Here is a 16,823-nt window from a genome sequence, read left to right as displayed (position 1 = left end):
GGCCCGGCGCGCGCGTCTTCCGCGGCGGGCGCCGCGGGCGCGCGTCGAGCAGGCGGAAGCCGCTCTCCGGTCGTGCTAGACCGCGCGTCCTCCTATGTCCATCGCAACGCCTGCCAGCTCCGACCTGCTCCGCCGCACATTCCTCGAGTTCTTCGCCCAGCGCGGGCACGAGATCGTCCCGAGCGCGCCGCTCGTGCCCCAGAACGATCCGACGCTGATGTTCGTGAACGCGGGCATGGTGCAGTTCAAGGACGTCTTCACGGGCAAGGACAGGCGCCCGTACCAGCGCGCCGCCTCGAGCCAGAAGTGCATCCGGATCAGCGGCAAGCACAACGATCTCGAGAACGTCGGCGTCACCGCGCGCCACCAGACGTTCTTCGAGATGCTCGGCAATTTCAGCTTTGGCGACTACTTCAAGGAAGACGCGATCGCCTTCGCCTGGGAGCTCCTGACGAAGGTCTACGATATCTCGCCGTCGCGGCTCGTTGTCACCATCTACAACGGCGAGGGGGGCTTCCCGGCCGACGAAGAGGCCGCGGCGATCTGGCGCAAGGTCACGGGCTTCGGCGACGACCGGATCCTCCGGCTCGGCCTGGCCGACAACTTCTGGACGATGGGTGACGTCGGCCCGTGCGGCCCCTGCTCGGAGATCCACTTCTTCCACGGGAAGGAGCCCGACGTCGCGCGCTTCGGCGAGGAGCCGCGCATCGACGGCACCGGCTGGACCGAGATCTGGAACAACGTGTTCATGCAGTACGAGCGCGCCGAGAAGGACGGCCCGCTCGTGCCCTTGCCGGCGCCGAGCATCGACACCGGAATGGGCCTGGAGCGGCTCGCGAGCGTGCTCCAAGGCGTGACGTCGAACTACGACACGGACCTGCTCCGCGGGCTCGTCGACAAGGCCGCCGAGCTCAGCGGCAAGCCGTACACGGGGGGCAGCGCCGACGACGACGTGTCGATGCGGGTCATCGCGGATCACGCGCGGACAGCCGCGTTCCTGATGGCCGAGGGGGTGATGCCCGAGAAGCAGCGGCGCGAGTACGTGCTCCGCCGGGTGATGCGCCGCGCGATCCGCCACGGGCACCGGCTCGGGATCGAGCGGCCGTTCCTGCACGAGGTCGCGCTCGAGGTGGTCCGCCGGATGGGCGAGACGTACTCCGAGCTCCGCGACCGGCGAGAGCTCATCGCCCGCGTCACCGAGGACGAGGAGGTCCGCTTCCGCTCCACGCTGAAGCGCGGGATGAAGATCCTCGACGAGCGCTTCGACGAGATGCGCTCGTCCGGCGAGCGGACGCTCCCGGCCGCCGCCGCGGCCGATCTCTACACCACCTACGGCTTCCCGCTCGATCTGACCCAGGTCATCTCCGCCGAGTCGAACTTCGACGTCGATGTCCAGGGGGCCGAGGCGATCGTCAAAGGCGCCGGCGAGGCGGACGGCCCGATCGATCCGACCGCCGCGGTGGACCCCGCGCACCGCGAGGCCCGCGCCAAGCTCGCGCAGCCGGTGGTGTTCACGGGCTACGAGCACGAGGAGGGCGACAGCGAGATCGTCGCGATCGTCCGGGTCGAGGTCCAGGGCGAAGGCGACCGGGCGCGCAAGGTCCGTGCGCTGGTCGAGCGCGCGGAGGCGGGGGCGACGGTCGAGATCGTCGTGCGCGAGACGCCGTTCTACGCCGAGTCGGGCGGTCAGGTCGGCGACGTCGGCGAGGTGACGGCGGACGGGGCGCGCGTCGAGGTGAAGGACACGCAGAAGCCGCTCGCCGGGCTGGTCGTGCACGAGGGCGTGGTCCGCGAGGGGGCGCTCGCCGTGGGGCAGCGCGTCCACCTGGCGGTGGACCACGCGGCGCGGTCGGCGACGCGGCGCAACCACTCGGCCACGCACGTCCTGCACTGGGCGCTGCGCAAGGTGCTCGGCGAGCACGCGCAGCAGAAGGGCTCGCGGGTCGGCCCGGACGTCCTCCGCTTCGACTTCACGCACAACCGGCCCCTCACCCGCGAGGAGATCTCGCGGATCGAGGATCTGGTGAACGAGAAGGTCCTGACGAACGCGAAGGTGACGACCGAGATCCTGCAGATGGACGAGGCGCGGCGGCGGGGCGCGATGGCGATCTTCGAGGAGAAGTACGGCGACACGGTGCGGATGCTCACGATGACGCCCGAGGTGGTGGAGCTCTGCGGCGGCACACACGCGTGCGCGCTGGGGGACATCGGGCTGTTCAAGATCACGAGCGAGGGCGGCGTGGCCGCGGGCGTGCGGCGGATCCTCGCGTCGACGGGCCTGAACGCGCTCGCGTACGCGCGGGGCGTCGAGGCCGAGCTCGCCCGGGCGCGCCAGGTCGCGAAGGCGCAGGGCGGCGATCTCGCCGAGAAGATCGGGAAGATCGTGGCGCACGAGCGGGAGCTCGAGAAGAAGGTCGCCGAGCTCGAGCGGCGGATCCTGGAGGGGGCGGGCCCCGCGCAGGGCGGCGGCGGCGGCGGCATCGACGCGATGCTGGACGGCGCCCGGGACATCGGCGGGATCAAGGTGCTCGCGCGCCGGGTGCCGGACGGCACCAACCCGGGCGCGCTGCGCGATCTCGCGGAGAAGCTGCGCGACAAGCTCGGCGATCGCTCGGTGGTGCTGCTCGGCGCGGCCGTGGGCGACAAGGCGCAGCTCGCCGTGATGCTCTCGAAGTCGGCCACCGAGCGGCTCAAGGCCGGCGAGCTCATCAAGCCGATCGCCCGCATCGTGGGCGGCTCCGGCGGCGGCCGCCCGGACATGGCGCAGGCCGGCGGGACCGACGTGGCGCAGCTCGACGCGGCGATCGCGGCGCTCTACGCCGAGGTCGAGCGGGCGCTCGCGTCGTAGCGCGCGCTGGCTGCGCCCTGCCGGGACAGTCGTTCAGGCGTCACGCCACTTGGTGCGGGCGAGCGGGAGCAGCTTCGGGGCTTTCCCGCCCCGCGCCGGGCGCGCCGGCAGCCGCGCTGGCTCGCCCGGCGCGGCCGCCCGGGGCCGCGCGCCGCGGGCGTGGGCGCCGATGGTCGCGCGCACGATCGGCGGCAGGAACACGGACTCCAGATCGACGCGCGCGAGCGCGGCCGCGACCGTGGCGATGCGATCCGGCAGCGACGCGTTGGCGTCGACCAGGATGATCCGCCGGCCGAGCACCGTGCAGAGCCCGCCCCGCGGATTGCGCGCGTCCGACAGGTGCGGATCGAACGCTTCCATCCTGACGGCGATGCCGACCTTGTCCGCCGCCAGGGTGAGCTCGTCGAGCAACCGCGAAAGCTCCACCCACCTAGCGTAACCCTCCTGTCCGGCAGATGGCAAAGCGCAAAAGCGCTGTCGCCCGCGCCGCGCCGCGCCACCGCTGGCCGGGCGAGCCGCGGCCGTGACGACCGCGTGACGATCGCGGCTCGCCGTCCGGGAGCGCCCGTCCGCGCCCGGTTACACGCGGTTACCTGTCGTTGTGCATGATTACGCGCGGTTACGCATGATTACGCGTGGTTACGCGTGGTCATGTACGGTGAGGCCCGGTCCGTCCGGCGCGCTCCGGTCAATCGCTTCCGCCATCATCGCATAGCGCTCCTCGGCCGCGCGGTGGTGGTGCGGTCGTGCGGCGATGGGTTGAGTTGAGGGAGAGCCTTCGACTCCTGGACTCCCGGACATCTCGACGCACTCGACACCTCAACAGATCGACGCATCAACTCCTCTTCTCCCTCGGTCTTCTCCCGTGCTCCGGACTGGCCGACATCCGCTCACGAGCCACATCGATGCTCGTCCAGGGGCCCGCGCGCCGTGGCCGAGCGTTCATCGTTCATCCAGCCTGCCGCTTCCGGCCGCCGCGCGCTCGCCTCGGCGCGGCGCCCGGTCGATCCGGGCCTCGCGCCGCCCGCCCCCAGGTTCCGTGCCCTAGAGGTCGGTCAGCGGCTTCTCCTGAGCCGGATCGCGCGTCCCGTTGACCGCCGTTTCCGAGCGTGCTACGAGCAGGCCGTTCCGCGCGTCGTGGTCGAGTGGGAGCGAATGTGCGTTTCCCGGCTGCGGTGGGGTATCCCGCGCGCTTCGTCAGCCACTTTGGACGGGGCGGCCGCGATGGGGACGACGAGGGCGCCCGCCGGGCGGCGCGCCCGAAGGGCGAACAAAGATGACGTTCACGGATGCAGCCGCCGAGGTGCTTCGCCTCATCGGTAGACCGCTTCACTATAAAGAGATTACCGATATCGCGATCGAGAAGAACCTCCTTAGCCACGTTGGAAAGAGCCCAGAGGTGACGATGGGCGCCCGCCTGGCGGCGACGTTGAAGAAGGACACGGCGGACAACCCCCTGGTGCGCGTGAAGCCGGGCGTGTTCGCGCTCCGCGAGTGGGACGAGAAGACCATCAAGTCCGGGCTCGACGGCAAGAAGGCGAAGCGCGGCGGAAAGCCCGAGGCGGCCAAGGCGCGCAAGGACGAGGAGCAGCCGACCCTGTTCGACGCGGGCGCCGACGACGACGCGGTGGAGGAGAGCGATCTTGGCGCTCCCGTGGAGCTCGAGGCGGCGAGCGGCGGCGGAGCCGCGGACGCGGCGGCGCAGGCCGCGCCTGCGATCGACGATGAGGACGAGGACGACGAGAAGGTCGCGGCCGGCGCGACGAGCGCGGCCGGGCTGAACGGCGTGGAGATCGCGGCAGCGCGCGAGCCCGTGCCGCCCCCGACGCCGTCGTCCCCGCGCGCCGCGAGCACGTACATCGACGAGGAAGAGGGCGAGCTCGACGACGCGGAGCCGCCGGGCCCGGACGAGGCGATGCGGGCCGAGGCCGTCGCCGGCGCCGCGGAGCTCTTCGACGAAGAGGACGACGACGATCAGCCGATCCTCGGCGGCGACGACCGCGCGACGCCCGGCTCGTCGGGCGAGCAGGGCGAGGGCCGTCGTCGCCGCCGCCGTCGCCGCCGCGGCCGCGGGACCGCGGAGGCCAACCCGAGCACCGGGGGGCTGCCTTCCTACGTCGCGACGCCGGTGTTCGAGGCGCGGCGCGAGAACGGCCGCGAGCCGCCGCGCTCCGACCGGACCGAGCGCTTCGACCGTCCCGAGCGAGGCGAGCGCACCGACCGGGTCGAGCGCACCGACCGGCCCGAGCGCACCGACCGGGTCGAGCGCACCGACCGGGTCGAGCGCACCGACCGAGCGGACCGCCCCGACAGCTTCGGCGCCGAGCCCGTCTACCGCGGTCCGCAGGTCATCGAGCTCACGGGCGGCGAAGGGCACGCGCTCGACGACCTCGCCGGCCGTGATCTCGCCGATGCGGTCGCCGGCATCCTCTCGACCTTCGATCGGAACGCGGGCGCGGTCTCGCTCCGGCAGATCGCCGAGACGGCGCAGCGCCGCGGCCGCCTCGCCGGCGACGTGCAACTCGTGCAGTCCCAGGTCGCGGCCGCCGTGCGCGCCGACAACGCGCGCCGCACCGCCGCGGGGCAGCGGCCCCGCTTCCGCTTCGCCGGCGGCAGGATCGCGCTGACGGACTGGCTGCTGCCGGGCGACCTGGCGCGGCTGGAGCAGGAGGCGCTCGCCGCGGTGGAGCGCTACCGCGACGCCGCGCGGCGCGCCTTCGTGCGCAAGCTCTCCGAGCTCCCGGGCCATGCCTTCGTCGAGATCTGCGTCCTCGCCCTCGAGCGCATCGGCATCGGCCAGCTGCGCGCGGTGCGCCGCGCCGGGGCGCCGGGCGGCGAGAGCCACTTCTCCGGCGCGCTCCGCACGGCGGGTGACGAGATCAAGATCGCGCTGGTCATCCGGCGGGACGGCCGCGAGGTCGGCCGCGAGCGGGTCACCGAGCTGCGCGGCTCGCTCCACCACTACGGCCCCGCGACCGCCGGCTGGATCCTGACCGCCGGTCAGATGCTCTCCGGCGCGCGCGAAGAGGCCGCGATCGTGGGGACCGCGCCCATCTCCCTCTTCGATGGGCTCGCGGTGGCTCGCCTCTGCGAGGACAACGACGTCGCCGTCCTCCGCGCCCGCCTCCCGGTCGCGATCCCCGACGTCGATCTGCTCGAGGCGCTCCGGGCGTCCTGATCCCGCTCGCGCGCGTCCGGCCGGGGGCTCGCTCCGGGCCGGACGCGCGGCTCTCCCGCCGCCCTCTCCTGGGCCCTCGGCCCTCTCTCGAAAACCCTCCTCCACGGCCGCGCCGCTCGTGCCGCTCCGGCGGTTGACGGGCTCGGCGCCGCTTCCGCGGTTGACGGGCTCGGCGATCCTTGCCAGCGTCCGCGCCCATGCGCCATCGCGCGATCGCCTGGGCCGCGTCCCTCGCCGTGCTCGTGACCGGCTGTGCCTCCGTGGATCCGCCCGCGTCCCGGTTCCCGACCGCCGACGCGGCGCTCGACCGGATGAAGGCCTCCTATGCCTGCGTGAACGGCGTCCAGGGCACCGCCAAGGTCGACCATTTCTCGCGCCAGGGGCGGCTCCGCGGGGACATGTACATCCTCGCGGTCAATCCGGATCGGGTGCGCTTCGACGTGGTGAGCCCGTTCGGCGCGACGCTCTTCACGCTCACGTCGAATGGCACCCAGTTCCAGATGCTCGATGTCGGGGAGAAGCAGTTCCTGCACGGGCCCGCGAGCGCGTGCAACCTGGCGCGGCTCACCCGGGTGCCCATCCCCGGGCACGCCCTCGTCTCGCTGCTCCGCGGCGAGGCGCCGGTGCTCGCTCACGAGCCGCGCGGCGCCTCGATCGCCTGGGACGGCGACGGGTTCTACCGTGTGCTGATCCAGGGCTCCCGCGACGCCGTGGAGGAGATCCACCTCGAGCCGCACCCCCGCGACTTTCTCGCGCCGTGGAGCCAGCAGCGCCTCCGCGTCCGCGAGGTCCGTGTCGCCCAGCGCGGGACAGACCTCTATCACGTGGAGCTGAGCCATCACGAGGCCATCCGCACCGCGTCGCCGCGCGTCGATCCGGAGGGGATCGACGATCCGATCCCGCCGAGCGGCGGCGCCTGCCTGGCCGAGATCCCCCGCTCGATCCGCATGCGGGTGCCCAACACCGAGGACGACGTGATCTTTCAGTACAAGGAGGCGAAGTGGAATCCGCCCCTCATCTCGGGGGCGTTCACGCAGCCGGTCCCGGGCGGCGTCGTCCGCCGTCATGTCGATTGCCAGGACTAAGGTGCTCTGAGCAGGCGCGTTCAGGCGGCTCCTGAAAGGACAAAGACCATCACGGCTGGCGCCCGCTGGCGTACGGCAGCGCTCGCCTGATGGCGTGGACGCCGCTCGCTCGAACGTCTAGACAGACGCAATCCACCTCGCCGTGGCGGGAGGAGTCGGCGATGGACGCTGAGCCGGGAACGATCGTCGGCGACAAATACCGCCTGGAGGGGCCGCTCTCGCGGGGCGGGATGGGCTCGGTGTGGCTGGCCCGGCACCTCCAGCTGGGGGCGCCGGCGGCGATCAAGTTCATGGATCCGGAGCACGCGGCCTCGCCGGAGTTCCGCGCGCGCTTCTACCGCGAGGCGCGGACCGCGGCGAACCTCGGTAGCCCGCACGTCGTGAGCGTGCAGGACTACGGGATCTGGGGGGCTGTCCCGTACCTGGTCATGGAGCTGCTCCGGGGCGAGGATCTCAGCCGTCGCCTGAGGCGCGTCCGCCGCATCTCCCTCGCCGAGGCGGCGCGCATCGCGATCCAGACCGGCAAGGCGCTGCGCCGCGCGCACGAGTCCGGGCTCGTCCACCGCGATCTCAAGCCCGGCAACCTGTTCCTCTCGCGCGTCGACGAGGACGAGGAGATCGTCAAGGTCCTCGACTTCGGCATCGCCAAGCAGCTCACCGGCAAGCTCCTCACCGACGAGACCACGAGGACCGGCGAGCTCTTGGGCTCGCCGTTCTACATGAGCCCGGAGCAGGCGCGCGGCGACAGGAACCTCGACGCGCGGAGCGACCTGTGGTCGCTCGGGGTGATCCTCTTCCGCGCGGTCACGGGCAAGCTCCCGTTCGAGGGCGACGTGCTCGGCGCGGTCCTGTCGCGCATCCTCTGCGAGCCGATCCCGCTCGCGACGCACCTCGCGCCCGACGTGCCGGCCGATCTCGACGTCTTCTTCCTGCGCGCCCTCTCGCGCGACAGGGCTCAACGGTTCCAGTCGGCGCAGGAGATGGTGCACGCCTTCGTCGTCGCGATGGGCGATCCGGGCATCCCGCTGCCCGTGCCCTCGGCGCCGGCGCCCGTGACGTCGCGGCCGGCGCCTGTGACGTCGCGCACGGGGACGCTGCTCGGGCTGTCGCCAGGCGGCACCGGCGCGCTGGAGGGCTCGGGGGAGCTCGACCCGCTCTCCCGACCCGGGGACCAGGGCCCGCGCCCGCGGCAGGACACGCTCGCCTCGCTGGCCGATCCGTCCCAGCCCGGCACGCTGACGGCGGCAGCGACCGGCGAGGTGCGCGCGGACCGCAGGCCTCACGCGAGCGCGACGCTCCGCTGGCTCGTGGCGTGCGGCGCGCTGTCCGCGCTCAGCGCGACGGTCGCGGTCACGGCGCTGCGGCCCGTCGGCGTGGAGGGCGCCGCGCCCTACCACGTGGCCGCGCCGATCGAGCCCGAGAGCGTGAGCTCGGCTGCGCCGACTCTGCAGGTGGTCCGCGCATCGACCCCTGTGATGGCACGCTTGCCCCTGGCCGAGGACGTGCCCGCCGCGGACACCGCGCTGCTCGCGGCCACGGCGGAGCCGGCGGCGTCCGCCGAGCGAAAAGCCCCGCCGGCTCCGTCGGCCCCGCGCCGGAGCCCGCGCCGGTCGCGCGAGATCATCGATCCCTGGCAGCGAAGGTAGCGCGCGGTCGCGCCGGTCCGACGAAGCCGGCTACGCGAGCGCGTCGCGGATGCGGCGCGGCGCGTCCGTGATGAGCCCGTCGACGCCGAGCGCCGCGAGGTCCTGCGCTTCCCGCGGGTCGTTCACGGTCCACACGTTGATCACGCGGCCCTGCCGCTTCAGGAGCGCGATGCGCTCGGGGGACGCGATCGTCCGCTCGATGTGCGCGGCGAGCGCACCGAGCGCCGGCGCGAGGCGCACGGCCGCGTCGTGGTAGCGGCTCCGGTGCACGAGGAGCGCGCGCGGGACGGCCGGCACCAGGGCGCCGAAGGAGGCGATCATGACCGGATCGAACGACGAGACGAGCAAGGCGTGGCGCGGATCCCAGGCGCGCACGAGCCGCGCGGTCGCGAGCACGACGGCGGTGCGATCGGGCACGTCCCGCTTCATCTCGATGTTGACGGCGAGCCGCCGGCCGCGCGCGAACGCGAGCACCTCGGACAGGAGCGGCACCCGGTCGCCGCGGAGGTCGACCCGCCGGAGCTCGTCCCAGGGGAGCTCCGCGGCGGCGCGCGGGTCCGCGCCCTCGGTCACCCGCGCGAGGTCCGGGTCGTGCAGCGCCACGAGCTCGCCCGAGCCGCACACCCGCACGTCGAGCTCGATCCCGTCGGCCCCCTGCGCCGCGGCTTCCTCGAAGGCGGCGAGGGTGTTCTCCGCCGGGGCGCCCTCGCCGCGCACGCCTCGGTGCCCGAAGAGGAGCGGCGCGCGCGTCGCCGCCGCGCGTGATGACGCTGCCCGCCCCGTCTCGCGCGCGCTCCTGCGGAAGCGCTGCTCGGCCCAGGTCACCGCGCGGGCTCCCCGTCGAGCTCCTCGGCGACGGCGCGGGCCGCCTCGCGCGCGCGATCGAGCGCGGAGAGCGGGAAGGACGCCGCGCCGACCGCCGGGTGCCCGCCCCCCTCGTAGCGGCGGCAGATGGGGGCGATGTCGCGATCGCGGGGGACGCCGCACCACGGGTTGTAGCCGACCGAGAGCTTGTAGTGCTGCTTCTGCCGGGAGAGCGTGACCGAGTACACGCAGTCCGGGTACATCGCGTACGTCATGAACTTGCCGACCGCCTCGAGCGGCGCGTCGGAGAGGTCGACGAGCACCACGCGGCCGAGCTTCCGCGCGCCGCGCTCGATGCGCGTGACGAACGTCTGCCGCGAGACGGAGAGGGGACGCCAGAGATCCTGGATGTCCGCCTCGCGCGCCACCTCGCTCACCGGCCGCTCGACGAGCCGGGGCACCACGGAGGCGAGGAACGGCCCGTCCCCGTGGTGCTCCACCACGGAGGCGAGCTGCATGATCGGCTCCTCCCGGCTCACGGCGGCCTCGGCCGAGGGGAAGCGCGCGGTGTCGATGAGGTCGGCCCACCGGATGAGCTCATCGGCGCCGGACATCTCGACGCCGAAGTGATCGCGGGCGACGTCCGCGATGAGCTTCGTGCACGAGCCGTAGGCGGCGTCGTAGAAGACCTGAGGCGCGTCGCCCGCGGCCTTCGCGCGCGACGCCCCGGCGAGCGCCGCGTCGCGCTCCTCGTCCGAGCCGAACCCGGTGATGTGGTGGTCGAAGTACCACGTCAGCTTCTTCGTCGGCGTGTAGCGGAAGTCGAGGATCGCGTTCTCGTCGCCGTCGAGCCACGAAGGCGGGATCATCGTCATGCCCGGGCCGTACCCGCAGGAGCGGTACCGCAGCGCGAGCGGCTCGCCGGGGCGGAGCGCCTGCATAAGGCGAGTGAACAGCGCCGCGCTCGCCATGCCGTCGAAGCAGTGACCATGCGTCGCGACGACGATGTCCCTGGGTTTCATCGGGCGAGTGGGTAGCACGGCCCACGGCCGGCCGCTCGCAGGCCGAGCGCGGCGCGGCGGTTCTGGTAGGCTCCGCGCGGTGCGGCGCGCCCTCGCTCTCGTCGAACTGCATCCGTTCGGGCCGGCGCGCCGCCTGCTCGCTACGTCGCTCGCGCTCGCCGTGTCGGCGTGCGGCGGAGGCCGCGCCGAGGTCCTGCGCCCTAGCCCGCCGCCTCCGCTGGCCTCCTCGCCCCCACCCGACACGCCGCGGAACCCGCCGCCTCCGCGCGACGCGCCCGAGCTGGACCCGGAGGCGTCGCGCCTGTTCCTGAGCCGCGCGGCAGAGCAGCGGCCCGCGGCGAGCGCGCCGGTGCCGCGCGTGACGGCGCTCGCGCTCGCCAACACCGCGCGCGGTGAGGCGAGGGGCATGGCGCCCCTCGGCGACGTCGTGTCGCTCGCGATCGCGGAGGGGGAGAGCGCCGCGATCCCCGTGCGCGTCCCGCGCGGTGTTGACGAGTGCGCGGTGTTCATCGCGCAGGGCGGGCTCGGCGTGATCGAGGTCGATCTCTTCGTCACGAAGGGCGCGCCGCCCGCGCTCGAGATCGTCGCCCAGGACGCGGACCGCGGGCCGGTCGCGGTGATCGGCGGCCGGGGAGCGTGCCTCCCGGCGCCCGGCGCCGCGCCGCTCGCCGTGGAGCTCCACGCGCAGGTGCGGCGCGGCGCGGGCGTCGTGCTCGTCCAGGGCTTCCGGGGCGCGCGCCCGGCCCCGCCGCCCGGCGCCGCGCCGCCCGGCGCCGCGCCGCCCGGCGCGACCCCGCCTGACACGGCGCCGCCGAGCGTCGCGCCTCGCGTACCGCCCCGGTAGCGCGGCGACCGCGCCGGGAGCTGGCGGCCGCCCGCTCCTCGTGTCGCGGTCCTCATTTCGCGCAACTCGTCCCGGGCGTCGGTCGACACGCCGCGTATGGCGTCGATCGAGATCCAGCCCGCAGATCCCTCCTACCCCGCGCAGCTCTGGGCCCTCGTTACGGAGAGCGAGGCCGCGCCGCCGACGCTCTACCTCCGCGGCGCGCTCCCGGCGTGCCCGGGCGTCGCGATCGTCGGGACGCGCGCCGCGAGCGACGAGGCGCTCCGGTTCACCCGCGCGCTCGCCGCGGCGCTCGGCGAGGCGGGCTTCTCGATCTGGTCGGGCGGGGCGCGCGGCGTCGACGCGGCCGCGCACGAGGGCGCGCTCGACGCGCGCGCGCCGACGGTCGTCGTCGGCGGCGGAGGCCACGCGCACCCGTACCCGCGCGAGCACGCGGCGCTGTTCGCGCGCGTCCTCGCCGCGGGCGGCGCGCTGCTCGCGCGCGTCCCCGACGACACGCCGCCGCTGCCGGCGCTGTTCCTCCAGCGCAACGCGGTCCTCGCCGCGCTCACGCTCGCGACCGTCGTGGTCGAGGCGGGGGTCGAGAGCGGCGCCCGCTCCGCTGCCGCGGCGGCCCGCCGCCTCGGCCGCCACCTCTGCGTCGTCCCCCACGCCCCGTGGAGCCCGCGCGGCGTGGGCTGCGCGCTGGAGCTCGTCTCCGGCGCGCGCCCCATCACGCGCGCGGCCGACGTCATCGACGTCCTCGGCGGGCAGGCGCCTCCGCCCCGCCGGCGGGCGCGGCGCTCGGCGCGCAACAGGTCGCCCGGCGGGGGCACGCTGCCGCTCCCGGAGGCCGCCTTCGGGGCGCGGACGGGCGTTTTGCCCGAGGAAAATGGGCCACCTCCGTCGATGAGCGCGGCCGAACGCGCGGTCCTCGACGCCCTGGACGCCCGGCCGGCGCACGTGGATGAGGTCTGCGAGAGGACGGGGCTTCCGCCCAGACGCGCCGTGGAGGCACTCTTGACGTTGACGCTCCACGCCGTAGTAGTAGAGGGGCCCGCCGGGTTGTTTCGGCGGGCTCTTCGTTGAAGGGGCGCGCCGGCTCACCCTGCCCAGTGCGGTTTCCGGGTGGCCGCCTCCTCGCGGGGGGGCCTCCCTCGCACCGAAGGGCGCCCTTCAATCCTCACAAGCCCTATCTCGTTGCTCAGAAGGTGGTGATGGCCAAGACGCTCGTCATCGTGGAGTCGCCGGCGAAGGCGAAGACCATCAAGAAATATCTCGGCAACGGGTACGAGGTGTTCGCCTCGAAGGGGCACGTCAAGGACCTGCCCAAGAAGCAGAACGCCGTCGACGTGCAGAACGATTTTGCCGAGACCTACGAGGTCATCGAGGGCAAGGAGAAGGTCCTGGAGGAGCTGAAGTCCGCCGCGAAGAGGGCGGACGAGGTGCTCCTGGCGACCGACCCCGATCGCGAAGGGGAGGCGATCGCGTTCCACATCTCGGAGGAGATCAAGAACCCGAGGCTGAAGGTGGCGCGGGTCGAGTTCCACGAGATCACGAAGAAGGGGGTCGACCACGGGGTCCACAACCCCCGCAAGCTCGACGAGAACCTGTACGACGCGCAGCGGGCGCGGCGCGTGCTCGACCGCATCGTCGGCTACGACGTCTCGGCGCTCGTCTGGTCGAAGCTCGCGTTCGGCCTCTCGGCGGGGCGGGTGCAGTCGGTCGCGCTGCGGCTCATCGTGGACCGCGAGCGCGAGGTCGAGGCGTTCGTCCCGGAGGAGTACTGGAACATCGCGGTCGGCCTCGGCGCGGCGAGCCCGCCCCAGCGCGCCCCGTTCGTCGCGAAGCTCGCCTCCGCCGACGGAAAGAAGCTCGAGGTGACGAACGGCGAGGTCGCCGGGAAGGTGCGCGCCGACCTCGAGACCGCCCGCTACAAGGTAGCGAAGGTCGTGCGGCGCGAGCAGAAGCGCAACCCGCCCGCTCCGTACACCACCTCGAAGCTCCAGCAGGACGCGACGAACTACCTGCACTTCGGCGCCAAGCGGACGATGCAGATCGCCCAGGCGCTCTACGAGGGCATTGACCTCAAGCGCGACGGCGGCCCGGTCGGCCTCATCACGTACATGCGTACCGACTCGACGCGCGTCAGCGACGACGCGGTGGCCGAGGTGCGCGGCGTGGTCGCGAAGCGGTACGGCAAGGAGTTCGTCCCCGAGCGCCCGAACGTCTACAAGTCGAAGAAGAACGCGCAGGACGCGCACGAGGCGATCCGGCCGACGAGCGTCGAGATCCACCCGGACTCGATCAAGAAGCACCTCAAGGACGAGCAGTACAAGCTGTACAAGCTCATCTGGAACCGCTTCGTCGCCTCGCAGATGACCCCGGCGGTGTACGACCGCACGACGGTCGAGATCGACGTCGCGCCGACGGTCGCGGCGCCCGCGTACCGGAGCTACCTCGCCCGGGCGACGGGGCGGATCCTCAAGTTCGCCGGCTGGCTGCAGGTGACCGAGGGCCAGCAGGAGTTCGCCGGCGAGGAGGAGAGCGCAGGCGCAGCCGCGGAGGGCGGCGCCGCCGCGCCGGCGCCCGAGGCGACCGCCGCCGAGGCGGAGCGGGCGGCGCCGGGGCCGTCGGCCGAGGAGGACTCGGAGGCGCTGCTGCCCGACATGAAGGAGGGCGAGGCGCTCGCCGTGTCGCCCCCGGGCGTCATCACCGACCAGAAGTTCACGCAGCCGCCGCCCCGCTACAACGAGGGCTCGCTCGTGCGCGAGCTGGAGAAGCGCGGCATCGGCCGCCCGTCGACGTACGCCGAGATCATCAGCAAGGTGCAGCAGCGCGCGTACGTCGAGAAGCGGGACGGCGGCGCGTTCCAGCCGACGCTCCTCGGGAAGTTCGTGGTCGACGGCCTCGTCCGGTCGAACCTCGACATCATGGACCCGAACTTCACGGCGCAGATGGAGGAGGAGCTCGACGCCGTCGGCGCCGGCAACCTGAAGCGCGAGCAGCTGCTCAAGACCTTCTACAAGAAGTTCAGGGAGCAGCTCGACAAGTCGAAGAAGCTCGCGCCGTGGAAGCCCGAGGCCGAGAAGACCGACATCGTCTGCGACGAGTGCGGGTCGATGATGCTCAAGAAGTGGGGCAAGAACGGCTGGTTCTTGAGCTGCGAGCGCTACCCGAAGTGCAAGGCGACGCGCGACCTGTCCGACGCGCGGGGGACCGCCGCCGTCCGCGAGACCGACATCTCGTGCGACAAGTGCGGGAAGCCGATGATCATCAAGACGGGCCGCTTCGGCGACTTCCTGTCGTGCACGGGGTACCCGGCCTGCAAGAACACGCGCCCGGTTCCGCTCGGCGTCGCGTGCCCGAGCTGCGGCGGCGATCTCATCGAGATCCGGCCGCGCAAGAAGGGCGGGCGCACCTTCTACGGCTGCTCCAACTGGAACGCCGAGCAGAAGTGCGAGTTCAAGCTCTGGCAGAAGCCGGTGCCGGTCCCGTGCCCGCAGTGCGGCGCGAAGTTCGTCACCCGCACCGGCGGCAAGAAGGCGATGCTCGTCTGCGCGACGAAGGACTGCGGCTTCAAGCAGGAGATCGTCGAGGGGGAAGGGGAGGACGGGGCCGCCGACGGCACCGCCACCCCGGACGCCGCGGCGGTCGTCGCGAGCGCCGCCCCGGCGCCGGCCGCCCAGCCCGCGCCGGCGGAGCCCACGCCGGCCGGCCGGCCCGAGGCCGCGCCGCAGGGCGCTGGCGCGGCCCCGGGGGCCGCCGAAAAGCCTGCACGGGCCGTGCGCGCCCGCCGCACGGCGAGCTAAGAAGCCCGCGAGACCCCCCACCCTGGTGAGCTGTATGAACGGAGCGGAGAGCCCGCACGACGTCGTCGTCGTCGGAGGCGGCCTGGCCGGTTGCGAGGCGGCGTACCAGCTCGCGCAGCGCGGGCTGCGCGTGCGCCTCGTCGAGATGAAACCTCACCGGCGCACGCCTGCGCAGACGAGCGATCGGCTGGCCGAGCTCGTGTGCTCGAACTCGCTGCGCGGCGCCGCGCTGAGCAACGCGGTGGGGCTCCTCAAGGAGGAGCTCCGGCGCGTGGGCTCGCTCGCCTTGCGGTGCGCCGACGAGACCTCGGTGCCGGCCGGAGGCGCGCTGGCGGTCGACCGCGAGCGGTTCGCCGAGGCGATGACGCGGGCGATCGAGGCCCACCCCCGGATCACCGTCGAGCACCGGGAGGTGACGGAGATCCCCGCCGAGCGGCCCGTGATCCTCGCGACGGGGCCGCTCACCTCCGACGCCCTCGCGGCGAGCCTCGCCGCGGCCGTCGGCGCCGAGCACCTCGCCTACTACGACGCGATCGCGCCGATCGTCAGCGCCGACTCGATCGACTGGTCGCGCGTGTGGAAGCAGTCGCGCTACGGCAAGGGGGGCGCGGTCCGCGGCGACCGGGCCGCGCAGCGGGAGCAAACCGCGCAGCCGGAGCGGGCCGCGCCGCCAGAGGACGCGGCCGAGCGCCGCGACGACGCCGAGGCCGGCGACGAGGCGTACGTGAACTGCCCCTTCGACGAGGCGCAGTACAAGGCGTTCGTCCAGGCCCTCGTCGCGTCGGAGAAGGTGGAGGCCCGCGCCTTCGAGGAGGTGCGCTACTTCGAGGGGTGCCTGCCCTGCGAGGTGATGGCGGCGCGCGGCGAGCAGACGCTCGCGTTCGGGCCGATGAAGCCGGTGGGGCTCACCGATCCGCGCACCGGCCGGCGCCCCTACGCGGTGCTCCAGCTGCGCCCGGAGGACGAGGCGGCGACGGCGTACAACCTGGTCGGCTTCCAGACGCGCATGAAGTACGCCGAGCAGCTGCGGGTGTTCCGGATGGTGCCCGGCCTCGAGGAGGCCGAGTTCCTCCGCACGGGCTCCGTGCACCGCAACACCTTCGTCGACGCTCCGGCGCTCCTCGGCCCCGCGATGGAGCTCCGCGCGCTGCCGGGCGTGCACCTGGCCGGCCAGATTTCGGGCGTCGAGGGCTACGTGGAGAGCGCCGCGGCGGGGTTCGTGTGCGCGATCCTCCTCGCGCAGCAGCTGCGGAACGAGCCGCTCCGGCCGCCGCCGCCCACGACGGCGCTCGGCGGCATCCTCACGCACCTCGGCCGGAAGCAGCCCACGTATCAGCCGTCCAACATCACCTGGGCGCACATCGCGCCGCTCGATCCAGCGCACGGCAAGCTGCGCAAGCGCGCCCGCTACGAGGTGATGGCCGAGCGCGCCCTCCGCGACCTCGACGCGTGGTGGGCCGCGGGCTGACGGCGGCTCGCCGCGCTCTCGCATGGCGAGCGGCGCGCCAATCGTGCGCGGGCTGCCCGCCGCGCGCAGGCTTGGATAGCCTGGCGGTGGTGCGCCGCGCGCTGTCCGCGCGCTTCGAGAGCCCGCCCGCGCGGACC

Annotated in this window: 11 protein-coding genes; 8 read left to right on the top strand and 3 right to left on the bottom strand. The window is 73.4% G+C overall.

Going from position 1 to position 16,823, the window contains the following annotated elements; genetic code table 11:
* The first annotated feature begins 94 nt into the window (after nucleotides 1-94).
* Entirely contained in the window at nucleotides 95-2,848 is a 2,754-nt protein-coding gene (gene alaS, locus WMF46_RS27505) for an alanine--tRNA ligase (protein WP_437979910.1), read from the top strand.
* A 33-nt stretch (nucleotides 2,849-2,881) separates the two neighbouring features.
* Here alaS and WMF46_RS27500 read toward each other — a convergent pair whose 3' ends face one another.
* Nucleotides 2,882-3,274 carry a hypothetical protein gene (locus WMF46_RS27500; RefSeq protein WP_012237754.1) on the bottom strand — a complete coding sequence of 131 codons (393 nt, stop codon included), beginning with the start codon at nucleotides 3,272-3,274 and terminating at the stop codon, nucleotides 2,882-2,884.
* 850 nt (nucleotides 3,275-4,124) lie between these two features.
* Here WMF46_RS27500 and WMF46_RS27495 point away from each other — a divergent pair.
* From WMF46_RS27495 to WMF46_RS27485, 3 genes are all read left to right on the top strand, one after another.
* Nucleotides 4,125-6,026 (top strand): HTH domain-containing protein, encoded by a 1,902-nt coding sequence (locus WMF46_RS27495; RefSeq protein ID WP_437979909.1) that lies wholly within the window; start codon nucleotides 4,125-4,127, stop codon nucleotides 6,024-6,026.
* Nucleotides 6,027-6,223: 197 nt separating this feature from the next.
* Nucleotides 6,224-7,111: a LolA family protein gene (locus tag WMF46_RS27490; protein ID WP_437979908.1), complete on the top strand. Its 888-nt coding sequence runs from the start codon at nucleotides 6,224-6,226 to the stop codon at nucleotides 7,109-7,111.
* Between the two features lie 161 nt (nucleotides 7,112-7,272).
* Entirely contained in the window at nucleotides 7,273-8,757 is a 1,485-nt protein-coding gene (locus WMF46_RS27485) for a serine/threonine-protein kinase (RefSeq protein ID WP_437979907.1), read from the top strand.
* 30 nt (nucleotides 8,758-8,787) lie between these two features.
* Here WMF46_RS27485 and WMF46_RS27480 read toward each other — a convergent pair whose 3' ends face one another.
* Complete coding sequence (locus WMF46_RS27480) at nucleotides 8,788-9,582, bottom strand: glycerophosphodiester phosphodiesterase (protein WP_437979906.1); 795 nt, start codon at nucleotides 9,580-9,582, stop codon at nucleotides 8,788-8,790.
* Entirely contained in the window at nucleotides 9,579-10,583 is a 1,005-nt protein-coding gene (locus WMF46_RS27475; protein ID WP_437979905.1) for a hypothetical protein, read from the bottom strand. The genes WMF46_RS27480 and WMF46_RS27475 overlap by 4 nt, the downstream gene beginning before the upstream one ends.
* 79 nt (nucleotides 10,584-10,662) lie before the next feature.
* On the opposite strand from WMF46_RS27475, the gene WMF46_RS27470 reads away from it, so the two are divergent.
* The 4 genes from WMF46_RS27470 to trmFO all read left to right on the top strand — a co-directional run bounded on the left by WMF46_RS27470 (nucleotide 10,663) and on the right by trmFO (nucleotide 16,686).
* Nucleotides 10,663-11,427, top strand: coding sequence for a hypothetical protein (locus WMF46_RS27470; protein ID WP_437979904.1), 765 nt, complete (start codon nucleotides 10,663-10,665; stop codon nucleotides 11,425-11,427).
* A gap of 96 nt (nucleotides 11,428-11,523) precedes the next feature.
* Nucleotides 11,524-12,495 (top strand): DNA-processing protein DprA, encoded by a 972-nt coding sequence (locus tag WMF46_RS27465; RefSeq protein ID WP_437979903.1) that lies wholly within the window; start codon nucleotides 11,524-11,526, stop codon nucleotides 12,493-12,495.
* 128 nt (nucleotides 12,496-12,623) lie between these two features.
* Nucleotides 12,624-15,218: a type I DNA topoisomerase gene (gene topA, locus WMF46_RS27460; RefSeq protein WP_437979902.1), complete on the top strand. Its 2,595-nt coding sequence runs from the start codon at nucleotides 12,624-12,626 to the stop codon at nucleotides 15,216-15,218.
* 34 nt (nucleotides 15,219-15,252) lie between these two features.
* Nucleotides 15,253-16,686: a methylenetetrahydrofolate--tRNA-(uracil(54)-C(5))-methyltransferase (FADH(2)-oxidizing) TrmFO gene (trmFO, locus tag WMF46_RS27455; protein ID WP_437979901.1), complete on the top strand. Its 1,434-nt coding sequence runs from the start codon at nucleotides 15,253-15,255 to the stop codon at nucleotides 16,684-16,686.
* The last annotated feature ends 137 nt before the right edge of the window (nucleotides 16,687-16,823 follow it).

It is taken from the genome of Sorangium sp. So ce117, assembly GCF_051524395.1.
Lineage (GTDB): Bacteria > Myxococcota_A > Polyangia > Polyangiales > Polyangiaceae > Sorangium > Sorangium cellulosum_B.
Note: the sequence above shows the minus strand (reverse complement) of the source record. Positions and strands in the feature narration are given on the sequence as shown.